The 20,130-nt window shown below is 66.8% G+C and carries 15 protein-coding genes and 1 pseudogene; 6 read left to right on the top strand and 10 right to left on the bottom strand.

Going from position 1 to position 20,130, the window contains the following annotated elements:
- Positions 1 to 28: 28 nt before the first annotated feature.
- From OG386_RS43825 to OG386_RS43795, 7 genes and pseudogenes are all read right to left on the bottom strand, one after another.
- Positions 29 to 424: a hypothetical protein gene (locus OG386_RS43825; protein WP_328792864.1), complete on the bottom strand. Its 396-nt coding sequence runs from the start codon at positions 422 to 424 to the stop codon at positions 29 to 31.
- A 692-nt stretch (positions 425 to 1,116) separates the two neighbouring features.
- Positions 1,117 to 1,971: a nucleotidyltransferase domain-containing protein gene (locus OG386_RS43820; RefSeq protein ID WP_328792863.1), complete on the bottom strand. Its 855-nt coding sequence runs from the start codon at positions 1,969 to 1,971 to the stop codon at positions 1,117 to 1,119.
- A gap of 360 nt (positions 1,972 to 2,331) precedes the next feature.
- Positions 2,332 to 2,649, bottom strand: coding sequence for an STAS domain-containing protein (locus OG386_RS43815; RefSeq protein ID WP_328793563.1), 318 nt, complete (start codon positions 2,647 to 2,649; stop codon positions 2,332 to 2,334).
- Positions 2,650 to 2,676: 27 nt separating this feature from the next.
- Positions 2,677 to 2,912: pseudogene (locus tag OG386_RS43810) on the bottom strand (glutamate-cysteine ligase family protein); the annotation flags it as partial.
- A gap of 98 nt (positions 2,913 to 3,010) precedes the next feature.
- The gene (locus OG386_RS43805; protein WP_328792862.1) at positions 3,011 to 4,294 is read right to left on the bottom strand and encodes an AI-2E family transporter; all 1,284 of its coding nucleotides are present in this window, start codon (positions 4,292 to 4,294) and stop codon (positions 3,011 to 3,013) included.
- A gap of 297 nt (positions 4,295 to 4,591) precedes the next feature.
- Positions 4,592 to 7,021 (bottom strand): NACHT domain-containing protein, encoded by a 2,430-nt coding sequence (locus OG386_RS43800; protein ID WP_328792861.1) that lies wholly within the window; start codon positions 7,019 to 7,021, stop codon positions 4,592 to 4,594.
- Between the two features lie 92 nt (positions 7,022 to 7,113).
- Complete coding sequence (locus OG386_RS43795) at positions 7,114 to 7,578, bottom strand: hypothetical protein (protein ID WP_328792860.1); 465 nt, start codon at positions 7,576 to 7,578, stop codon at positions 7,114 to 7,116.
- 669 nt (positions 7,579 to 8,247) lie between these two features.
- Between OG386_RS43795 and OG386_RS43790 the strand changes: the two genes are divergently transcribed.
- Together OG386_RS43790 and OG386_RS43785 are read left to right on the top strand one after the other, a co-directional pair.
- Entirely contained in the window at positions 8,248 to 8,391 is a 144-nt protein-coding gene (locus OG386_RS43790) for a hypothetical protein (RefSeq protein WP_328792859.1), read from the top strand.
- A gap of 463 nt (positions 8,392 to 8,854) precedes the next feature.
- Positions 8,855 to 9,373: a hypothetical protein gene (locus OG386_RS43785; RefSeq protein ID WP_328792858.1), complete on the top strand. Its 519-nt coding sequence runs from the start codon at positions 8,855 to 8,857 to the stop codon at positions 9,371 to 9,373.
- Between the two features lie 667 nt (positions 9,374 to 10,040).
- On the opposite strand, the gene OG386_RS43780 is transcribed toward OG386_RS43785, so the two are convergent.
- Positions 10,041 to 10,628, bottom strand: coding sequence for a TetR/AcrR family transcriptional regulator (locus tag OG386_RS43780; protein WP_328792857.1), 588 nt, complete (start codon positions 10,626 to 10,628; stop codon positions 10,041 to 10,043).
- Positions 10,629 to 10,802: 174 nt separating this feature from the next.
- On the opposite strand from OG386_RS43780, the gene OG386_RS43775 reads away from it, so the two are divergent.
- The 3 genes from OG386_RS43775 (at position 10,803) to OG386_RS43765 (ending at position 13,530) form a co-directional block, all read left to right on the top strand.
- Positions 10,803 to 12,281 (top strand): MFS transporter, encoded by a 1,479-nt coding sequence (locus tag OG386_RS43775; RefSeq protein ID WP_328792856.1) that lies wholly within the window; start codon positions 10,803 to 10,805, stop codon positions 12,279 to 12,281.
- A 212-nt stretch (positions 12,282 to 12,493) separates the two neighbouring features.
- On the top strand, positions 12,494 to 12,676 hold the full coding sequence (locus OG386_RS43770) for a hypothetical protein (protein WP_328792855.1): 183 nt from the start codon (positions 12,494 to 12,496) through the stop codon (positions 12,674 to 12,676).
- A gap of 39 nt (positions 12,677 to 12,715) precedes the next feature.
- Positions 12,716 to 13,530, top strand: a protein-coding gene (locus OG386_RS43765; RefSeq protein WP_328793562.1) for an IS5 family transposase whose coding sequence is annotated in 2 segments (ribosomal slippage) — positions 12,716 to 13,058 and positions 13,058 to 13,530 — 816 coding nt in all. Because the reading frame shifts where the segments join, the coding sequence is not laid out codon by codon here.
- An 8-nt stretch (positions 13,531 to 13,538) separates the two neighbouring features.
- On the opposite strand, the gene OG386_RS47095 is transcribed toward OG386_RS43765, so the two are convergent.
- On the bottom strand, positions 13,539 to 14,132 hold the full coding sequence (locus OG386_RS47095; protein ID WP_443053332.1) for an ATP-grasp domain-containing protein: 594 nt from the start codon (positions 14,130 to 14,132) through the stop codon (positions 13,539 to 13,541).
- A 1,332-nt stretch (positions 14,133 to 15,464) separates the two neighbouring features.
- Positions 15,465 to 16,270, bottom strand: a protein-coding gene (locus tag OG386_RS43760; protein WP_328792854.1) for an IS5 family transposase whose coding sequence is annotated in 2 segments (ribosomal slippage) — positions 15,465 to 15,950 and positions 15,953 to 16,270 — 804 coding nt in all. Because the reading frame shifts where the segments join, the coding sequence is not laid out codon by codon here.
- 469 nt (positions 16,271 to 16,739) lie between these two features.
- Here OG386_RS43760 and OG386_RS43755 point away from each other — a divergent pair.
- Positions 16,740 to 19,487: a SpoIIE family protein phosphatase gene (locus tag OG386_RS43755; RefSeq protein WP_328793561.1), complete on the top strand. Its 2,748-nt coding sequence runs from the start codon at positions 16,740 to 16,742 to the stop codon at positions 19,485 to 19,487.
- The last annotated feature ends 643 nt before the right edge of the window (positions 19,488 to 20,130 follow it).

The following is a 20,130-nucleotide window of genomic DNA, read 5'->3' as shown; positions in this document are numbered from 1 at the left end:
CAGCTGAAGATCATTTACGGGACAGCCCTCAGTCCAGCAGGACCTTGACGAAGTCCGGGTAGGACAGCACGTCCTCCGCAGGAGTCGGCCGGTATGCCTGCGCGGGGCGGGCACGGCGTGTGTAGCCCGGCAGAGAGACCAGCAGCATCTGCTCCACCGCGCTGTTCAGGGCCTCCACCGTGCCCTTCCGGTACGGCTTGTAGGCCGGCAGGTCGTGAACGGGTACCGCGAAGCCGCCCAGTGCATTCGCGACCGCGTTCGACAGGAAGTCCTTGCCGCGGTCCACGCGCACCCGGCCCGGCAGGCCGCCGAACGGCCCGTAGGGGGCTGTCCGGCTGATCCCCATGCGCAGCGCGGCCAGGACCGCGTCCCGGGCCGGCTGGTGCGGGGTGACCGCCACCCCCACGATCGCCTTCGATGACACGTCGATTAACCACGTCACCCACGGGCACACCGCGGTCCCGTCCAGGGCGACACGGACCGAGATCCGTATGTGATCGCCCTCCCAGCAGGCATTGCGGTACGTGGGCGGCCGTTTGCCGTAGACGTCGAAACGACGACGGGCTGCTTCACCCCGCGCAGGCCCGCCCGCTCCCCCACCGACAAATCCCGGTGCACGGCGCGCAGAGAAGGCACCGAGTTCGGGTCACCAGCCGTGGCCGCTTCTGCGAGCAGCTCACGGTGGACCGCGGCCACGTTCCCACCCCACAACGCCAGACGCACACGCACATCCGGCGTCACACCGACCCGTGACGAGGTCCGTGGGGACAGCCGGCCCTCGCGCCGGGCCACCGCCACCCAGTTCCACACCGTCCGCAGCGACACACCAAGAGCCCAGCAACCGCCCGCGCGTGCTCGGTAGCCAACTCGCCACGGGAATCAAGGGCTATCAAGCGCGCCATCGCACTCTCACGCCCGCAAGCTGACCACCGCCGCGGCATGTCCTCGCCGCCAGGAACCTGATCGGACACCCTCACCCCCGGGCAGCATCTCGTGCAGGTGGTGGCTGTCCGCTTTGCCTTCATCCATCCCGACACGCCGATCAGGCACACACGAACGTATGAAGCAGGGCCCTGGTTCACGTGACACGCCGGAACGCGGCTATGCGAGTGTCGGCTACGTGCGACGCACGGGCTCGATGAGCAGTGCGTCCATGGGTTTGCTGCGATGGGGGCGCAACACTTCCAGCCAGGTGACTCCGCCGTCCAGGAGACGCCCCATGTATCCGAAGCCGTTCCACCCCAGATCGACGAAGCAGCGTTCAGCCTGCTGGTCCCGGCCGAACAGCCGCTGCCCGTGCAGCGTCACCTCGCCCAGGTCCACGCCTCGCTGCTCCAACGCGGCCAGGGCGCAAGTCGCCGTCCGGCGCAACGGGCTCGTCTCCACCCAGCGCCGCCGTACATGCCGGGCGGCTTCAGGGTTCTCGAGTTCGCCGTCGACCAGCCTCAGCGGTGTGATGGTGATCCTGCCCTTTACATGCCGGCCGAACAGCTCGATCCGCGCCGGGCGCGGCACCAGGCTCTCCAGCCCCTCGAACTCTGTGAGCATGTGGTCCCTGGGCGCAGGCCCGGCTTCCGGGTCCGCTGTCAGGGAGGCAAGGCGCTCGCGAGCCAGAGGGAACGGCTCGCCCTTCCGCCAGAGCAAGAACAGCTCGAAGCCTTCGTCGAGCAAGCTGCTGCGGCCACGGAACTGGGAGGAGATCCCCCGGGTACGTCCCCGCAGGGCCTGCCTCATCCCCACGTACGAATCACGCCCGTTGATCGACGCGTCCAGCGGCTCTCCGAGCCAGCGCTTGTCCGTGCCGTGCTCAATGACGACGTCGACGTCGTTCGGCTCCAGCGCACCACGTGCGTACGACCCGAAGACGTACACCTCCTCGACCAGACCCAGCGGCCAACCGCCGCCCTCGAGCCGCGTGATCATGTCCGCCACGTCGGCATGGGCGACATCATCCACACCTTCCCCGGCCATGTCACCAGACACTGGGGCATGTCGAACATCCGATTCCTCCCCGTCCCCCGAGATGGCCACCCTGACCTTCGCTCTGGTCTGGCGGACCGACGCCGAGAACGACCTCATCCGCGCCCTGGCCGACACCGTGCGCGACCTGCGTGTATTCCGCTTCTGACGCAGCCTGCCGACTCCACCACGTCGCAGGCGCCGCGGCCTCGCGGATCGTTCACCAGCCTCGCGATCTCTTTACCGAGGGCGAGCCCCTGACTACAGTGCCCACATCCGGGAAGTACGGCTCATCGACGCCGTCACGCGACTGTGTGACGCCACCGGTTGTGCACCGCTGGCCGTCGGCATGTGACCGAAGATCATGTCGGCTCAGGCTATGGCGCGCCCGAGTCCGAGGAGCGGTCCGGTACCGGTGATGCCGAGGAGCCGGATCACGGCCGGGGCATCCGCGTGAACCAGCGCGAAGGCGGCGTCGGCCTGCAGGGCTGCTGCTCTGGCCTTGAGGAGGGCGTTCAGTCCGGAACAGTCGCAGAAGGTCACGTGCGCGAAGTCGGCTTCGAGGCGGCGCGGCCGGCTGATCAGGGCGTCATCGAGAGCGCCCTGCAGGAACGAGATGGCCGTCAGGTCGGGCCTCGCCCGTGACTGCGACCACCGATACGCCGTGCGCCGCGCACATCTCCACTGCACAGCTGACCGGTCGGCTCGGTTCGCCCCTGCGGCAGAGGCGGCCGCATGGCGCAGCCGCAACAGATGCCCCCACCTCGTCAAGGGTTGTGCACACGGGAGTGGCCACCTCGATCTGAGCCTGCAGCAGCTCGTGCTGGACTTCATCCTCCTCCGCGAGGGGTCCGAGCCCGGCCGCACGGCGGACGTCCTCGATCAGGGGCGCTGGCAGCCCGGTTACTGGATCCACCAGCAAGTACTCTTCTTCGAACGCCGACCGTGATCACCTGTTACGGATCCCCGCATGCGCCATGATCACCCCTTACGGCGTGAGCGGTGGCTGCGGGCTGCAGGCCGCGGGCGTCCTGCAGCCCCGGCCTGGATGTCAGGCGGGGTCCTGGTCCGGGTCCGCGGGCGGATCCGCCCGCTCCTCCTCGACCGCCGCGGGAAACCCTTCCGCCGAACCGTCGTCCCCGCCGTGGGCGCGCAGGTGCCCGATCACCGTGTTGGACACGGCGACCAGAGGGACGGCGACGACCGCTCCGCCGATGCCGGCGACCACTCCGCCGGTGGCGACCGCCAGGACCACGGCCAACGGGTGAACCCGTACGGCCCTTCCGAGGATGAACGGCTGCAGCACGTGGCCCTCGATCTGCTGGACGACGAGCACCACCAGCAGGGTCAACAGCGCGGTGAACACCCCCTGGGTGACCAGTGCGACGACCACCGCGAGGGCCCCGGACGCGACGGCGCCCACCAGGGGCACGAACGAGGCCAGGAAGATCACTACAGCGATGGGCACGGCGAGTGGCACGCCCAGGAAGTAGATGCCGAGACCGATGAAGAGTGCGTCGATGAAGGCGACGATCAAGGTTCCGCGGACATAGGCGGTCAGGGTGCCCCAGGCGGCCGGTCCCGCGTCGGCGACATCCGGACGGGCGGCGGCGGGGACCAGCTTCAGCGTCCACTGCCAGATGCGCCTGCCGTCGTACAGCAGGAAGAGCGTCGAGAACATCGCCAGCAGCATTCCGGTGATGAGCTCCACCAGGACGGTCACACCCCGGAGCCCGGTCGAGGTGATCTCGCTGGTACTGGTGCCGATGGCATCGCTAAGGCTGCCGGCAACATCATTGATCTGCTGCTCGGTCACGTGGAAGGGGCTGTCGAGGAGCCATCGTTTCAGCTCCTCGATGCCTTCCTGGAGCCGCCCGGACAGACTGTCCAAGTTGTCGAGCACCTGCCAGACGACAAACCAGCCGATCAGCCCAAGGACGACGAACCCGAAGAGCGCGGTCAGGGCGGTGGACAGCCCCCGGGAGAGCCCCGCACGGTGCAGCCGGGCGACCGTCGGTTCCAGCAGAGCGGTGATCAGCAGCGCGGCCGCGAAGGCGAGGACGACAAGCCGGACCGAACCGATCACCCGCATGATGACCCACAGGGCGGCCGCGAGCACGAGGAACCGCCAACCGGCCTCGGCCGCGACCCGTACCCCCCAGGGCACCGCTCGGGCGGGGTCCGGGTTGCGCGGACGGGCCCGGCGGGCCTCTGCGACCCGTTGCCGCTCGGCCAGCAGCTCGGCCTCGTGCCGCGCCTGCAGCTGCGTACGACGCTCACCGAGCGCCCCGGCGCCGTCCTTAACCCGACCGAACCACCCACGGAATCCAGGCATGCCGAGCCTCCTTCCCCATCCGGCCGTCTGCCCCGACTTCCGGGGATCAGGCCTGCGCGGCCCGACGCATTTCGGGGAAGGTTCGGACGGACTACGAGCAGACTTCGAGCGAATTTCGGACGTACCGGGGGGGTGCGGGGCTGGGAACGCCGAGCCTGCGCATCCGCGCCCGCTGCGCCAGCCCTGCTCGTCGGGCGGGTAGACGATCAGCTTGGCGGACATGCGCCCATCCTCTTCAGGTTCGCACGCATATGGGCAGGTGCTCAAGCTCTTCACCGGCGAGTCAACCTGAGGAGATCAGTAGACGTCTCGCCTGCCTTCCACGGCGACGTCACGAAGTCTGGTCAGCGACTGCCTCGCCTGCCCCCGGGCGTACCTCCCTATGGACTCCCCCTCGGCAAGGACGGTTAGCAGTTCGGCGCCGCGGGCCCGGTATCCGTCCAGCGAGGCCAAGGCCACGGCAGCATCCACCCGGGTGCGATTGTCCCAGACGGTTGTGTCCGTGGCGATTTTGATGAGTGCCGCAGCTGCCTTCGCCCGATATCGGGGCAGCAGAGCCAGGGCCCGTGCCGCCCGCATGTGGCCCTGGATGTCACCCTCCGGGTCGTCATAGTCCGCCAGGGTGACGAGAATTGATGCGGCGCGTTCGTCACCGAGCCGGGCTAAGGCGCGCCCGGCGTCGACACGGTCGCGGATGCCAATGGTCGGATCGTTGGCCAGACGCAAGAGCAGCGCGATCGCGCTCTCCTCACCGAACGCCGCCAGGAGCGCGGCATGCGTCACTTGCCTTGAGGGGGTCTTGGCGGCGCCGACGAGGGGGGCAAAGAGCCGCACGACGTCGTCACGGCGTTCTCTCATCGCGGCCAAGTGGTAGCCGGCGTCGAGCCGGAGCCAAAAGTCGAGGCTGCGGTCCGCCAAGAGGTCGACGAGGAGCTGAGTGCCTTGTGACCGGTGGCCGTCCACCTCCGCCAGGAGTCTCGCCGCCCGCACGCGATCGCTGACGGAGAGGCTGCTGTCCTGGGTGAAGTGGACCAGAAGTGCGGCGCCCCGGGCTTGATACCCGGGCACCATGGCCAGTGTGCTCGCGGCCAGCAACCGGTTGACGGACAAGGCCGGGTTGTGCGCCAATGCCACAAGATGGCATGCGGTGAGGTCATGGGGGAGCTTGGTGCGCAGCCGCACCTGCTTGACGAAGAGTTCCCAGGCGACGCGTTGGTCGGACGCAGCGAGCTCCTCTAGCGCCCGGATCGTCGCCTCCGCGAGGTCGTCTGCCGGGGAAAGGAGTCCGTCAAGGAGAAAGCCCAGGTAGGACGGCTGATCCAGATCGTGGCCAACATCATCGCGCCTGCGTTGGAATAGCCTTTCGAGCAGAGCCGCACGGGCCTGTTCGTCGCGCGTCGCATGGCGGGCAGCGTGGTATTCGAGGAGGGTCTGGTGCAGGAAGTCCAAGTCACCTGAGCGCTCCGCCAGCAGGCCGGTGGGCCGAAGGAGGTCGCCCAAGAAGGCGTTCCAGAGCACTGGATTGACCTTCTCCGGGCGCTGGACGTTCAGCTGGCTGGCCAGAATGTCGACGGCCAGCGCGGTGTTCCCATTGATCCTCTCGTAAGCCAGATGGTCGATCAGCTGGGGCAGGTCCTCTTGGACGCGGTGCGCCGCCTGTTCAGCGGCGCGTTGGTCCCGCGGAATCTGGTGACGGTCCTTCAGAGCCCGGGTCACCTCATCGTGAGTACGGCGGATGCCCTTGTGGGTGTTCTGCTCGTAGACCAGCTCAACGAAAGACTGGTAGGCACCCGCGCGGCCGTCGGGCAGTGGCCGTGCGGGATCAGCGGCGTACAGCTGGCACAACATGAAAGCCACCAGGGGAGTGCGGGCCAGACCATTCAACCCGGATTGCCTGAGGCCCGCGGCGAAGGCGCTCACCTGGCGTTCGACCTCCGGCAGGTCGCGGAAGCACCCTCGGGCGTACTTCCACATGTCGGCCGCAGAGAAGGGCTGCAATTCGAAGCGTTCGGCGCCGGGCCCCAGTCGGTCAAGCTCCCCGGCGGGCAAGGGGCGAGTCGCCACGACGAATCTGTACGGGGACAGCTCCTGGTCAGCCTCGCGAGCCAGCCGTTCCAGCAGGGCTACGCGGGTGGCACGGTCCGGTATCTCATCAAGGCCGTCGACCATCACCAGCCAGGGCACTTGAGGGGCCGGTTGCTCCCCAAAGAACTCCGAGGTTGGTGTCTCGCGCAGCCCGTAGGGGCCGAGTTCTTCGATGGCGGCCTGTGCGAGCCCCTGGGCCAGCAGGGGCATCCCGGCCAGGGCTGTGGCGCGGATCAGCACCGGGATCGCCGGATCAGCTCGGTCAATCCGCCCATCAGCCATCCAGAAGCCGGCTTCGGTTGCCAGGTAGCGGCGCAGCAGGACTGACTTGCCGCCGCCAGCGGCGGCAAGGACCACGCGAATGCGGCCACCTCCCGCGAAGATGGCCTCGGCGGGCACTGGGAGGCTGGCCACGTCTGGGCTGTCTGCGTTGCTGCGGTCACGGTCTTCGGAGAAGTGCTGGTCCTCGGCCAGCTGGCGAACGTAGACCTCAGCCAGGGGAAAGGGGCCCGGGCCTTCAGCCAGGCCGGGATAGGGGTGGCGGTCCACGGTGCGGGAGGCGGCGTTGAGGTAGGAGTGCAGTTGTGCCTCGCGTCTGCGCGCGGCATCCCGTGGTCCCGGTGGCGCAGCGTAGTAGGTCACCCGGTCGGCGTGGCCGACCGCTACCCCTCCTTGGTAGGCGGTGATGGCGATGCCGGCCGTGATCTGCGGGGCTTCAGTACCGTCGGGCGCGCTCAGCCCTGGGGCGGACCCGACTGTGAAGGGTTTCCCAGTGACACGTCTCCCATGCGCAGAGCTGCAACGGACCCGTGGTCGGCCCGGATCTCGACCTTCCCTCGAACCGCCAGTCCGTCCCCCGCCGCCGACACACCGTCGGCGTGCGGAGTCGCCTGGATCAGGGCGGCCAGGGCCTCGGCAGCCGACCTTCGCTCGGGTTCGGCGAGGCTCGCCAGCGCCACCGCGAAACGCGTCTGCCACGCCGCTTGTTCGTCCCGCACGGCCATGACGTCATCGTCTTCTCGTGCAGCCGCCAGCATCTGCGCGCTGCGGTCCAGATCGACGCGTATCGCTTCCTCATCCCCGTGGCCGAACCATCGTGACACTGCCTGCTGAAATCCTTGCCAGGTGCTGGTTCCCGCGGCCTGCACCACCGCAGTCCCACCCGCGGCGGCCAGTGCTGTCAATGTCTCCTCCAGCATGCGCTACCTCCCTCATCCACTGGCTTGCATGCGAGCACGACGCACGCCCGGACCACAGCATGCTCACCAAGATACGTTCAGCGAAGCCCCTTGGTTCCCCAACCGTGAATGCAGGAAGAGCTGTTGAGCCTGCTTCGGGCCTGGCACCCGACAGCCTCCCCCGGCCAGGCATGTATGGCGCGTGGATACCACCAGAGGGCCCTGCTGAGTCAGGCTCCGGGGCGGGCGGGCTTGTTCTGTGACTCCACGAGCCGGGGCACAGCTGGCCCGCCACCGGCGCTCTCCGAGTGGCGCAAGGCCCGGCCGGTGTGGCTACCGGGCGGCCGGGGGTCCGGTCTCGGTTGATCTGGTCCCCGTCTCAAGTGATCTGTTCCGATTCGCTCAGGGTCTCCAATGATCTGGTCCGTCGGGGCCGCTTCGTCCAGTCTCAGTGAGTACGGCGAATCATCAGGGGCGACGTCTTGCAGGTCGACCAGCCGCTCTCAAGCGCATGGTGGGCCGATGCCACCTGGAACTTCTCGACGTTCTGGCATCGCATCAGGTTGCCGATGGTGTCGGCTGGTTGGCGTCGACAGGGTTCTCCAATCTGCCGGGGAGTGACGCCTCGGTGACTGTTGGTTATGGCACGATCGGTACGGGTCGACACCGTGTCGACCGGAGGGAGGAGACATGGCCGAAGACACCGAGGTGGCGGTGCCTGCCAAGGACAAGACTCTGTCCGGCAAGTACGCAGGCACTGAAATCAAGATCGACGGCGAGGAGCACATCGCCCTTCGGGAGGATGAGGTCTCGGGAGTCCCCGGCACCGAGTGACGCGCGCACGCTTCGGTGCGGGCTGATGTTCGCCCACACCGGAACGGAGTGCTGTCCAGCTATGAGAAGGGCCCCGTCGGTCGCTACCGGAAGGGTCCTTTTTCTACGTTTCCACAGGTCGTAGGTTCGCCCTCCACCGTCGCCGGACCAGCTGAACTGAGACAGCACCCTGCATCCCAGCTTCCGGGACCAGATCACTTGAGACTTTCGGTACCACGGCGTCTCAATCGATCTGGTCGCCGCAGCTCAAAGCCCTACCCGCAGACCAGATCATTTGAGACGGGACACCGGGGCCGTGACCGACGCCGTCGCGCCCGGTGTGCTCCGAACAGGGTGGGCAAGCCGCAGGTCCAGGCGGCTTGCCCAGGGTCCCTGGGGCTTGCCCACTCCCCCGGAGCACCTGTTGCGGCAGTGCGCGCCGGGCAGCCTCCGGGCACAGTGCGCTGAGCTTGAGGGGTGGGCGTTGAGATTCACGATCGACACCGAGACCGATTCGCACGAGGACGCGATCCGTACCTTGCGCGCGGCCTACGGGAAGCCGCAGCCCGAGCCAGGCGGTCGGCCGGAGGTGCTGCCGGAGGACGTGGTGTGGAAGCCGCCGGGTCGTGACGAGCACCCTTGGACGGAGGAGATGCTGCGCACCTGGGTGAAGGCGCTGCACACCGTGGAAGAGCTGGACCTGGTCTGGCGGGTGTGCGCGGAGCCCGGCCCGCCTGGCCTCCGGGGCCAGGTCATCGCGGAGTACGTGTCACCCCACCTGACGGGCAAGCCGGCCATCACCGCAATGGGTCTGGTCAGCCGGCGCCTGAACACAGCCGCACGTGAGCTCTGGGCGTCGCACACGCCCTTCGTGCTCCACGAGGCGAGGCGGACCCGCACCGTGGACCGGCAGGTGGCCGCGATCCTGCTCGACGCCCTCGCCGAACACCCCCTGTGGCTCCGGCTCCGTCATCACAGCAACCCGCCCGCACTCGGCTCCTGAACCCAGCCGCCTCCTGCTGGGCAAGCCGTCCTCGAGGGCGGCTTGCCCAGGCTCACCTTCGGCCTGTTTGCGTGGTGCGGCCGTGACGGGTAGCCCGGGTGGCCGCGCACCGCCTGCTGGGCGGCAGTGGCAGAACCATGGTGGAGGCATGTCCGCCAAGCTGATCGTCTACCCGCCCGACGAACAGGGGTGGCGCCGGGTCCGCTACGACGGCGTCGCCATCGGAGTCGCGCACCGCCCTGCAGACATCAGGGCCTCCTGGCCGCCGCCGGCCTGGAGAGTGCCGAGGACGTGGATCTCACCGATCCCGGGTTCGTGGAGTGGAGGGGAGCAGGCCCCGAAGCATGGGAGCCGACGCCGTAGCGGCCGGGCCGGCTGTCCGGCCGGACGGCAAACATTCGGCCAGTCCAGCAGGTCCTGTCCGAACCGGCGTGGGCATCAAGGCTGTCGAACGAGGACCGCCGCGGCCTGACCGCGCTGTTCTGGTCCAACGTTAACCCGTACGGCACCTTCCGCCTGGACATGGACAAGCGCCTCGACCTGGGGCCGGCCGTCGCCGTGCCCGGCCCTCGTGCTGCGGCGGACTCTGTCGGCATCAGAATCCTTCAGCCAACAGAATCGACGCCAGGTCGCTGACCAGGACGGGCGGAGTACCGCTCCTGCGGTACTAAGGCGCTGGCCGGGGAAACGGCGGATCGATCAAGTCGCAAGCGATGCCGAGTGCCGCATCGATCAGCTCCGGGCCTCCGTTTTCCGTTCGATCGGCGTCGTCGCCGGCCAGGTGCAGTGCGGTGATCGCCAGGCGGACACGCAGCGATGCGGCCGGGGCGCCGTCACCGGACAGCGCGCCGGGCCCGGCCAAGAGCTCGAAGAGCGTCATGACGTGCTGCTGCACCTCGGCCGCGAGCGGCTGGTTGCGCAGCGCTGGCTCGTTGTCCTGCGCGAAGCGGGCCGCGGCCGTGATGCCACCGGCTGTCAGCTCGGCGTAGCGGCGCAGGAGTTCGCGCCGGGTATCGGGTCCTGCGGGCTGCTGCTTGGCCCAGTCGGTGAGTTCGGCGACCGCGGCGGAGAAGTCGGCCAGGACGGCGGCGAGGATCTCCTCCTTCGACTTGTAGTGGTAGTAGAGGGCCGCCTTGGTGATGTCCAGCTGCTCCGCGATCATGCGCAGCGAGGTGCCGTCGTACCCGTGCTCGCTGAAGAGCTGAAGGGCTACGCGCTGGGCGCGCTTACGTGTGTCGGTGCGGCGGCCTGCCATGGAAGTCCCTTCGTCGCCGTCGTCTCAGCCGGCCCGGGGGCGGCCCGTAAAGGGCTTACCCCCATTGCTTGCCGATCGGCAAGCAATGGGCTAGCTTCGCCTCGTCGCCAACTTTACCTGTCGGCAGGTAATGAATGTGAGTGCTTGACGCACGTCTTCACAAGGGGGTTCGCCATGCTGAACGAAACAGGCAAGAAGACGAACGGCACGAAGAGCACGTGGAGTACCGATCCGGCCCGGCTGCGTGCGCGCCGCTGGTGGGGGCTGGTGGTCATCGCGATCGCCCAGCTGATGATCGTGCTGGACACGACCATCGTGACCATCGCGCTGCCCACCGCCCAGCAGGATCTGGGCATGTCCGACGCGAGCCGGCAGTGGGTCATCACGGCCTACACGCTGACTTTCGGCGGGCTGCTCCTGCTCGGTGGCCGCATCGCCGACCGGCTCGGCCGCAGACGCACCCTGATCGCCGGCATCCTCGGCTTCGCCGTCGCATCCGGTCTCGGCGGGATGGCGGACTCCGGCTGGATGCTGGTCGCCGCTCGCGCCGGACAGGGCGTCTTCGCCGCACTGCTGGCCCCCTCGACCCTCGCGCTGCTGATGGCGGTGTTTCCCGGACCGGCCGAACGGGCCAAGGCCATCGGGATCTACAGCGGGGTGCTGACCGCAGGCGGCGGGATCGGCCTGGTCGGCGGCGGACTGATCACCAGCTATCTCGACTGGCGCTGGTGCATGTACGTCAACATTCCCATCGCCCTGCTGGCCGCGGTCGGCGCCATCGCCGCGCTGCCCGATCCGCCCGGACGCACCGATGCACGGATCGACGTCCTGGGAGCGCTCACTGGCTGCGGCGGCATCGCCGCTCTGGTCTACGGGTTCTCCGAGGCCGGCGAGCACGGATGGCACACACCCCGGGTCTCCCTCTGCCTGGCCCTGGCCGCCGCCCTGCTCCTGACGTTCGGGATCGCGCAGGCCCGGCTGCGTGCTCCGCTCCTTCCGCTGCGGATCCTGACCGGCCGCCACCGGGGTGCGGCCCTCGCCACCATCGCTCTGGCCACGCTCGGACTGTTCGGGGTCTTCCTCTTCCTCACCTACCAACTGCAGTCCGTGATGGGCTACTCCGCGGTCAGGGCCGGCCTCGCCATGCTTCCGCTGGTCTCGATGAACGTGGCGGCGGCGACCCAGTTGTCCGGCCGCCTGCTTCCCAAGCTGCCGCCCCGGCTGCTGATCGTGCCCGGACTGCTGTGCGCGGCCGGCTCGCTCGCCCTCCTCACCCAGCTCACCCAGCAGAGCTCCTACACGGCCGTCATCCTGCCCGCCGAGCTGCTCCTCGGACTCGGCATCGGCACACTGTTCGGCCCCGCCGTCGCGACGGCCACCAGCGGAGTCGCTCCCCACGACGCCGGCATCGCCTCCGCGACCGTCAACACCGCCCAGCAGACAGGCGCGTCGATCGGCACCGCACTGCTCAACACCATCGCTGCCGGCGCGACAAGCACCTACCTGGCCGACCACCACGGTGCACAGGTCCTCCGGGACGCCACCGTGCACGGCTACGCCACCGCCGCGACCTGGGCGCTGGGCATCATGCTCGGCACTGCAGCCCTGGCCGCCCTGTGCATCACCGCAGACCCGCGCCGGACCGCGCCATGATCCGCAGCAGTGCCGCCCCGGGAAGCCGCGCCCCACCGGTCACCACAGCGCCCGCGCCGCTGCGCACAGCCTGATCGCCCTCCGATGGCGGCGGACCGGCGCCCAACGGTACCGGCGACCCGAGCAACCCATCCGGACCACGTCATCCCGAAGGGATGTCACAGGACGCGAGCCACCAGCGTCTTGATGCCACCCACGCCAAGGAGCACGCTATGACCGCCCGTTTGAATCTCTTCAGCAATCCGACCACGACCACTGCCAAAGCCGCCGGGTACTTCGCAATGGCGAGCAAGACAATCCTGGAGGATTCCGCGCTGCCGGCCGCGATTCAGAAGCTGGTGGCGCTGCGCGCGCCAGATCAACGGCTGCGGCTATGCCACCGACGTGTGGAGTAAGAGCGTGTCCTACATGGCTTGTTGGGCGTTGTGGTGGGCATGGGGAGTGGGCGGTGGGGATGGATCGTTCCGGATGGATTGTGGGAGATAGTGCGGCCGTTGTTGCCGCCGACGCGGGTTCGGCCGCAGGGCGGTGGGATGGCGAACATCGATGATGAGGCGGTCTTTGCCGCGATCATCTACGTGCTGGTCAGCGGATGCGCCTGGCGGGCACTGCCGCCCTGCTTCGGGGCGTCGAAGTCGACTGTGCACCGCCGGTTTGTCATCTGGTCCAGAGCCGGGGTCTGGGGGCGGCTTCACCAGAAGGTCCTCCAGCTCCTGGACGAGCAAGGGCTGGTCGACCTCGCCCGTGTGGTCCTCGACTCCGCCCACGTCCGCGCTAAAAAGGGGGCGAATTCACAGGTCCGAGTCCCGTGGACCGGGGCAAGCCAGGTTCCAAGATGCACGTCCTGTCGGATGCGGGCGGACTGCCCCTACGCGTCGGCCTCTCCGCTGCGAACACCCACGACAGCCTCGGACTGAAGCCGATGCTGTCCCATTTCCACATGGGACACGAATCCCACGCAGCCGATTCCAAGCCGACACGACTCCACGCAGACAAGGCCTACGACATCCCCCACCTGCGGCAATGGCTCTGGGGCAAGCACATCGGGGTCCGCATCGCCCGCAAGGGCATCGAATCCAGCGAACGATTGGGCCGCCGCCGCTGGGTGATCGAGCGGACGATGTCCTGGCTCACCGGCTACCGCCGGATCAACCACCGCTACGAACGCCATCCCCGCAACTACCTGGCCTTCCTCGGCCTGGCCGCAGCCATCTGCTGCTACAAACGCTTCCTCAACCTCACCATGTAGGACACGGTCTAAGTACAGCCGGACCCAAGAACCGCACGACGTACTGCACGTGCCGCAACGGAGTAGACATTCATAGGAGAATGTCGATTGACCCCTTCCAGGCCCGGTGACGAGTTGATCTCAAGAATCTCATAGCTACCATTAAGGCCCGGAACCAGATCTACTCCTACAACTGTGCCTTCCAATACCTCAGCAGCTGCGACTGCAATTTCAGCAACAGGTTTCAAGTTCGCCGGCTCCGATTCGCCCCCGGATTCCAGGTTATTAACCCGCAAATTCCCGCCCTCTCTCGACTTATTTGGAGGATTCCGGTGGATAGCAGCAACAGCCGACCCGTCGCAGACAAGGACGCGCACATAACTTCGCGGGTCAGAGGTAATCTCAGGTTGCGCTATGTACGGCTCGTTCGAAATGAAGGGTTCCCCTGGAATCATCAGACGGATACCGCGCCCACCGGCTCCGAAGCAGGGCTTCACGACGGTTCTCATGGTGCCGAGGTCAGGAATGAGATTGTCGGGAAGTAGAAGTTGCGTAGGGACGGTCGGGAGGCCACTAAGGTTCAGATTTTCGTGGGTCGCCCACTTGTCGCTGCAGCGGGTCATACACTGCAGCGAGTTTATTATTTTATACTTGCGTGCCAATATCTCGATCAACGGCCGGCAAGGCAGGAAGAGACTCTCCGATACTCGCCAAAGGATCACGTCGACAGGAGAGGAATCTTGTGCCTCTGTCTGCACATCCCGGTCGTAAAGTTGGAGGATCGATTCCCCTCCGGCCTCCGACCTGAGCTGCAAGGCGCCGAGGCGAATCGGGACATAGTCAAGGCCTACTTGGGTGAGCGGCTCCCGAAATGGATGTTCCTCGGCAGTCCAGGCATCGAACCGACTCACTACGCCGACGCGCGCACGCACAGCGCCCCCCATCCAGGTAGCGGCACTCTCCGCTACGATGCTATCAACTCGCTAAGATCGTGGTGCAGGCGGTCGCAGCGACAATATGTCCTTTGCGATAGAGCGGACTCGGGTCGTCAACTCCATCTGCATGTCGGGATCTACTTCTCGCACTTTGATAAGTTCTCGCAAATCCCGCCTCGTCCTCCACGCCCGATAGAATGCGCCGAAATGAAGCGATCGCCGCATCGCTACGACACACAGGGCCAGCTCCGGCTTGTTATCGAATAGAAACTTCCCACCCATATGTGCGGCGGCGTCATTTCTTGGAGGTGGCATGCTCCATGCCTCTTGGCGGTGCGGTCGGCAATTGCGATGCGTCCGATTCAACAGGAGCGAATAAGCGTCACCAACCTCGCGTGAGTGCAGTAAGAGTAACGCACGGTAGTGGCCAAGCTCTACGAAGGAGTCACTAACAGTACCGGCCATGCGTTCGCGGGTAGCCGGACTAGAATCCACTCGTCGTGCAATTCTAAAGGGCAGTTCCTCGTAACGTCGCACCGCCTGTAGCGCGTCGGCATATAGGCGAGCCCTATCTTCGCGTCGTTTCCAGCGCTGCGTCGTCAGATAGCCGCTGATCGCTGCAAGTGCCGCAATTACTGCCGCGATGACCGTTGTAATGGATGCAGCCATGCGGTGGCCCCCTCTACCTGCGGAACGCCGTGGACGAATCAAGTACACCGCAGCCTCAAGCCCAGGACAACGCCTCCCCCTCGACTGATGGGGACGTAGTGACGCCAACTGCTGACGTTTGCTCCATCGGGAGACGTCCAACCCTCATTGAAGGCGCCCCAATCTGCTGCCGACCGCGCGGTCAGGCTGCTCTACCTTCTTGATCGGGTTGGTCGAGCCATTCGTAGGGTTGGATCGCCCAGGGGTGCCGGGTATGGCTATCAGGCTGCTGCGGCGTTGCATCCCTTGCACTTGAAGCTAGATCCGTCACTATCGGTTGACGCTCTCTCACGCTAAGAGCTCGTAACACGATCATGAGTCGGGCTTGTTGAGGCGTCGCCAGCAGATGAGGCTGCAGGCAAGGGAGACGAAGGTGTCGTGGAGTTCAGTGCGGCGTTCCCATCGGACGGCGAGTCGTTTGAACTGGTGGAGTAGAGCGAAGGTCTGCTCGACGACGTAGCGGAGCTTGCCCATGCCCTTGATGTTCGGGGCTCCTTTGCGGGAGATGACGGGCAGGATCCGGCGTTTGCGCAGCTCTTTCCGGTTGGGGTTGGAGTCGTAGCCCTTGTCGCCAAGCAGGGCGTCCGGGCGCCTGCGGGGCCGGCCGGGGCCCGCCACTGGCGGGATGCCGTCGACCAGGGCGAGGGTCTGGGTGACGTCGTTGACGTTCGCCGCGGTTGTGATGACTTTGAGCGGGGTGCCACGGCCGTCGCAGATCAAGTGGTGTTTGCTGCCTGTTTTCCGCCGGTCGACCGGCGACGGACCGGTGTCGGCTCCCCCTTTTTCGCCCGGATGTGAGAGCCGTCCACGCACGCCCTCGACCAGTCGAGCCGGCCGGACGCGTTCAGCTCGGCGAGCAGGATTCGGTGCAGCTGGTCGAAGACTCCGGCCTGCTGCCACTGCTCCAGGCGCCGCCAGCAGGTCTGGCCCGAGCCGAACCCCAGCTCAGGCGGCAGGAGTTGCCAGGCGATGTCATTGCAGAGGACGTACAGGATGCCCTGCAGACACAATCGGTCGGCTACCGGCCGCGGCCCTGGCGACCTCGTCGGCCAAGGCGGCAGCAGCGGCTCGATCAGTGCCCACAAGTCGTCGTCCACGATCCACGGCCGAGTACTCACACCACCACGAACGGCCGAATCGTCACACCGGTCACGGCTGACCAGAACATCTCATCAAGATCGTGTTACGAGCTCTAAGAGCGTGGCTACCAGCGGGCTGTCGACGATGCAGACGAGAAGCCCACGCCATCCGTCACCTGCTGTGCAGGGGCCTGCGGCCAGTCCGTGCAGCGGGTCGACCGGCACTGCAGTGGTACTGTCCCGAGCTACCTCAGATAATCAGGGCTCTCTCAGACGGCCTGCCGCGAATGAACCGGCGGCAACGGCCACCTCACGAGGAACAACAGACCTGGCCTCCCATGAGGCTCTTCCTGGGCAGCGATCTTGGCCGACGCGGTTCAGCTGGAGCTTCATCTCTATTTCAGCTCGCTTGCCACATCATTTCCACCTATGAGCAGTGGTTCTAGTATGGGGAGAGGTGCTTCCAAAGGATCATCGAGGTAGTGTCGTGGCGCGTTCGGTGAGGGAAATGATCGAGCGGGGCCTGGACGGGGGCAATTGCGGCCCCACGGGTGCCCGTGAGCGATTCCTCATGGGGGAGCGTGTCGAGGACGGCGTGCGTAGTCCCATCTTGGGCTCGTGGGAGCGCTGTCATCTGATGGGGGTCTCGCCGGACAGCTCCGATCCCCCGTTCTGGGAAGATCTGGACTTGGCGATCCCTCTCGTCGATGCGGCCGAGCCAGTGCTCGACGGACTGGAAGCGGTGTTCTCGGGGAGTCACATGAATGTGGGACTCGCCGACCGGCGCGGGGCGGTGTTGTTGCGCCGTTTTGGTGACGCGTCACTCATGCGTCACCTCCCTGCCTCCCACAGCAGGCCCGGTTTCGTTTTTGCCGAGCAGTTTGCCGGGACCAACGGAATCGCTCTTGCGCTCGCGGAGAGGCGGTTCTGTCAGGTTTACGGTGCTGAGCACTTCTCCGAGCGTTCCCAGGCGAACGCTTGCTGGGGGATTCCCATCCGTGATCCGCTCAATGGCCATATCGAGGGTGTTTTGGCTTTTGGCTGTCCCCGTCTCGAGGCGGATCTGGCGATGGGGACGGTGATATGCGACGCCGCTCGTGCTATCGAGGGTCGGCTGCTGGAGCGCAGCACGGAACGGGAGCGGTCTCTTCTGCGGGCTTACCTCGATGCCCGGCGCCGGGTGGGCGTCGACGGGCCGTTCTGGGGCAGGTACGTGATCGGAGAGGATGGTCTGGCCCGGAGCGGGCTGGACTGGCGTGACCAGGTGATCTTGCAGGCGAAGGCCGCCGAACTGATCTCTTCGGGCCAGCGGGCCGCCGCGGTGGTGCCCCTGTCCCACGGCCGACAGGCAACCCTTCTGAGCCGTCCGTTGACGAGCCCTTCGGGGGTGGCAGGTTCTGTCGTCGAGGTCGTCCTGCCGCTTGATGTGCCACGGCGTGGTAGCCCTCGCCTGCCCCGCTTCGGTGATTCTCTTCTCCCGCTGGCTGAGCACGCGCCTGCGACACTTCCCGTTGTGCGGCCCCGGACTCATCCGGTGCCTGTGCTGGTGCCAGGCCAGGCGGACCGCCTGGTGCTGGTGGGTGAGCCGATTGTGGGGCGGCTGGCCGTCGCGGCGCGACGCCGTCTGGAGTTGCTGGCGGAGGCCAGCACCCGCATCGGCACTACGCTGGATGTGGAGCGCACCGCGTGGGAGCTGGCCGAGGTGGCGGTACCTCGTCTGGCGGACTTCGTCACCATTGACCTCCCCGAGGCCGTACTGCGCGGGGAGGAACCCGTCAATCCTCGCACCGACTTGCACCGTACGGTGGTCCACGGCATCCGTGAGGACTGCAATTTCTACCCGGTCGGCGAGCGGGTGGACCTTCGGCCGAGCACACCTCATCTGCGATGTTTGGACAGCATGCAGGCGGTGCTGGAGCCCGATCTGAAGGCTGCCGCCGGTTGGCGCGCTCAGGACTTGGAGCGCACAGACATGCTGCTCGCCCAGAACGTGCATTCCCTCATCAGCGCCCCCCTGCTGGCCCGCGGCGTGGTCCTGGGCATCGCCACCTTCTACCGCTCAGGGGACTCTTCTCCCTTCGGCGACGATGACCTCTCCATGGCGCAGGAACTCACCGCCCGTGCGGCGCTGTGTCTCGACAACGCCCGCCGCTACACCCGCGAACACACCACAGTCCTGGCGCTTCAGCGCAGTCTGCTTCCTCACTCCTTGCCCGAGCACAGCTCTGTCGAGCTCGCTCACCGCTATCTGCCCGCTGAATCCAGCGTGGGGGGCGACTGGTTCGACGTCATCCCGCTCACCGGCACTCGTGTCGCCCTGCTGGTCGGTGATGTCGTCGGTCATGGGCTGCACGCCGCCGCCACCATGGGGCAGCTGCGTACTGCTGCCCGCAATTTCGCCGAGCTCGATCTTCCCCCCGACGAGGTCCTCACTCACCTCGACAACCTTGTGGGACGCCTTGACGGGGCGGACTGTGACCGCGAGCCCCTTATCGGTGCGACCTGCCTGTACGCCATATACGACCCCACCACACAGCTGTGCACCATGGCACGTGCCGGCCACCCTCCACCGGCGGTGGTGGGCCCCGACGGCAATGTGAGTTTCCCGGACCTTCCCGCAGGTCAGCCCCTTGGCTTGGGCGGTCTCCCCTTCGAAACAGTGGAGATCCATCTCCCTGAAAACAGCAGCCTGGTCCTCTACACCGACGGGCTCCTTGAGGACCGTCATCGTGACATCGACGAGGCCCTCGACCTACTGCGAAGTGCGCTGGCCCACCCCGGCCGCGCGCCGGAGGGCACCTGCACAGCCGTCATGGACGCCGTGGCACCCAAGCACCCCGGCGACGACATAGCCCTGTTGGTCGCCCGGACACACGCCCTTCCCCCCGACCGGGTCGCCAGCTGGGACGTGCCGGCCGACCCGTCCTGCGTCTCCGACGTCCGTGCCGCCGCCATGCGCCAGCTAGCCGACTGGAACCTGGAGGAAACCGCGTTCGCCACCGAACTACTGCTCAGCGAGCTGGTCACCAACGCCATCCGCTACGGCCGGGAACCCATCCGAGTACGCCTCATCTTCGACAGGTCCCTGATCTGCGAGGTCTACGACGGCAGCAGCACCGCGCCACGCCTGCGGCAGGCGGCCTCCACCGACGAGGGTGGCCGCGGTCTCTTCCTCGTCGCGCAGCTCACACAAGCTTGGGGCACCCGCTATACCGCTGAGGGAAAGGTCATCTGGGCCGAGTTCACCTCCGAGTAGCCCATCGACACACACGCCACGGAGGGGCGGGCCGGTGGGCCGGCCAGTCCACACCGCCTGGCCTACCTGCCGCACTGAACGGCATGCTCGGGTGGGTCAAGGCTTCATTGCTGGAGCGAGACATGAACAATCCGTTACGTGATAGACACGACTGGCAACTCATCGGGATCGCGGGAAGGCTCGGCCCATACCTCGTATCTGCTCCCCCGTCGCTGGCGTGCGCCGAACCGCGCCGAATACAACGAGCTGCGGCCAGCCATCGCCGGATCAGGGCCCATCACCGCCATGCTAAACAGGCCGGCCCCATTCGACCCGCCAAGCGCCCAGGAGCCAGGATGCATCCAAACTTCGCCGGTAGCTGCGGTCGCAGGTACGGCCTCGCCGCGTTCGGTGGATCTGGCCTGGTCGCCGGGGCCCATCGTGCGACAGTGGCTGCACGGCAGCACCGCCAGCAGTGATTGCGCGGGCCCACCGCTCTGCGGCCGCGAGCGCGTCTGACCCGCCCGACCTGCTTCCACGTCGAAGGCCGTGTCCATCACGACCCTCGGCCGCGCCTGCATCGGCACAGCCTCCCGCCACCACCCGGTCCTCGCTTGACGGACGATCCGCCGCCACCCTGATTTGCCGGTGCCGTCGAGAGCCA

It is taken from the genome of Streptomyces sp. NBC_00273 (genome assembly GCF_036178145.1).
Taxonomy (GTDB): domain Bacteria; phylum Actinomycetota; class Actinomycetes; order Streptomycetales; family Streptomycetaceae; genus Streptomyces.
Note: the sequence above shows the minus strand (reverse complement) of the source record. Positions and strands in the feature narration are given on the sequence as shown.

Coding starts and splice junctions, on each gene's coding strand:
- OG386_RS43820 (WP_328792863.1), bottom strand. CDS start 1,971: ATGGCCGGGGAAGGTGTGGATGATGTCGCCCATGCCGACGTGGCGGAC.
- OG386_RS43805 (WP_328792862.1), bottom strand. CDS start 4,294: ATGCCTGGATTCCGTGGGTGGTTCGGTCGGGTTAAGGACGGCGCCGGG.
- OG386_RS43795 (WP_328792860.1), bottom strand. CDS start 7,578: ATGCTGGAGGAGACATTGACAGCACTGGCCGCCGCGGGTGGGACTGCG.
- OG386_RS43790 (WP_328792859.1), top strand. CDS start 8,248: ATGGCCGAAGACACCGAGGTGGCGGTGCCTGCCAAGGACAAGACTCTG.
- OG386_RS43780 (WP_328792857.1), bottom strand. CDS start 10,628: ATGGCAGGCCGCCGCACCGACACACGTAAGCGCGCCCAGCGCGTAGCC.
- OG386_RS43775 (WP_328792856.1), top strand. CDS start 10,803: ATGCTGAACGAAACAGGCAAGAAGACGAACGGCACGAAGAGCACGTGG.
- OG386_RS43770 (WP_328792855.1), top strand. CDS start 12,494: ATGACCGCCCGTTTGAATCTCTTCAGCAATCCGACCACGACCACTGCC.
- OG386_RS47095 (WP_443053332.1), bottom strand. CDS start 14,132: ATGACCCGCTGCAGCGACAAGTGGGCGACCCACGAAAATCTGAACCTT.
- OG386_RS43755 (WP_328793561.1), top strand. CDS start 16,740: ATGATCGAGCGGGGCCTGGACGGGGGCAATTGCGGCCCCACGGGTGCC.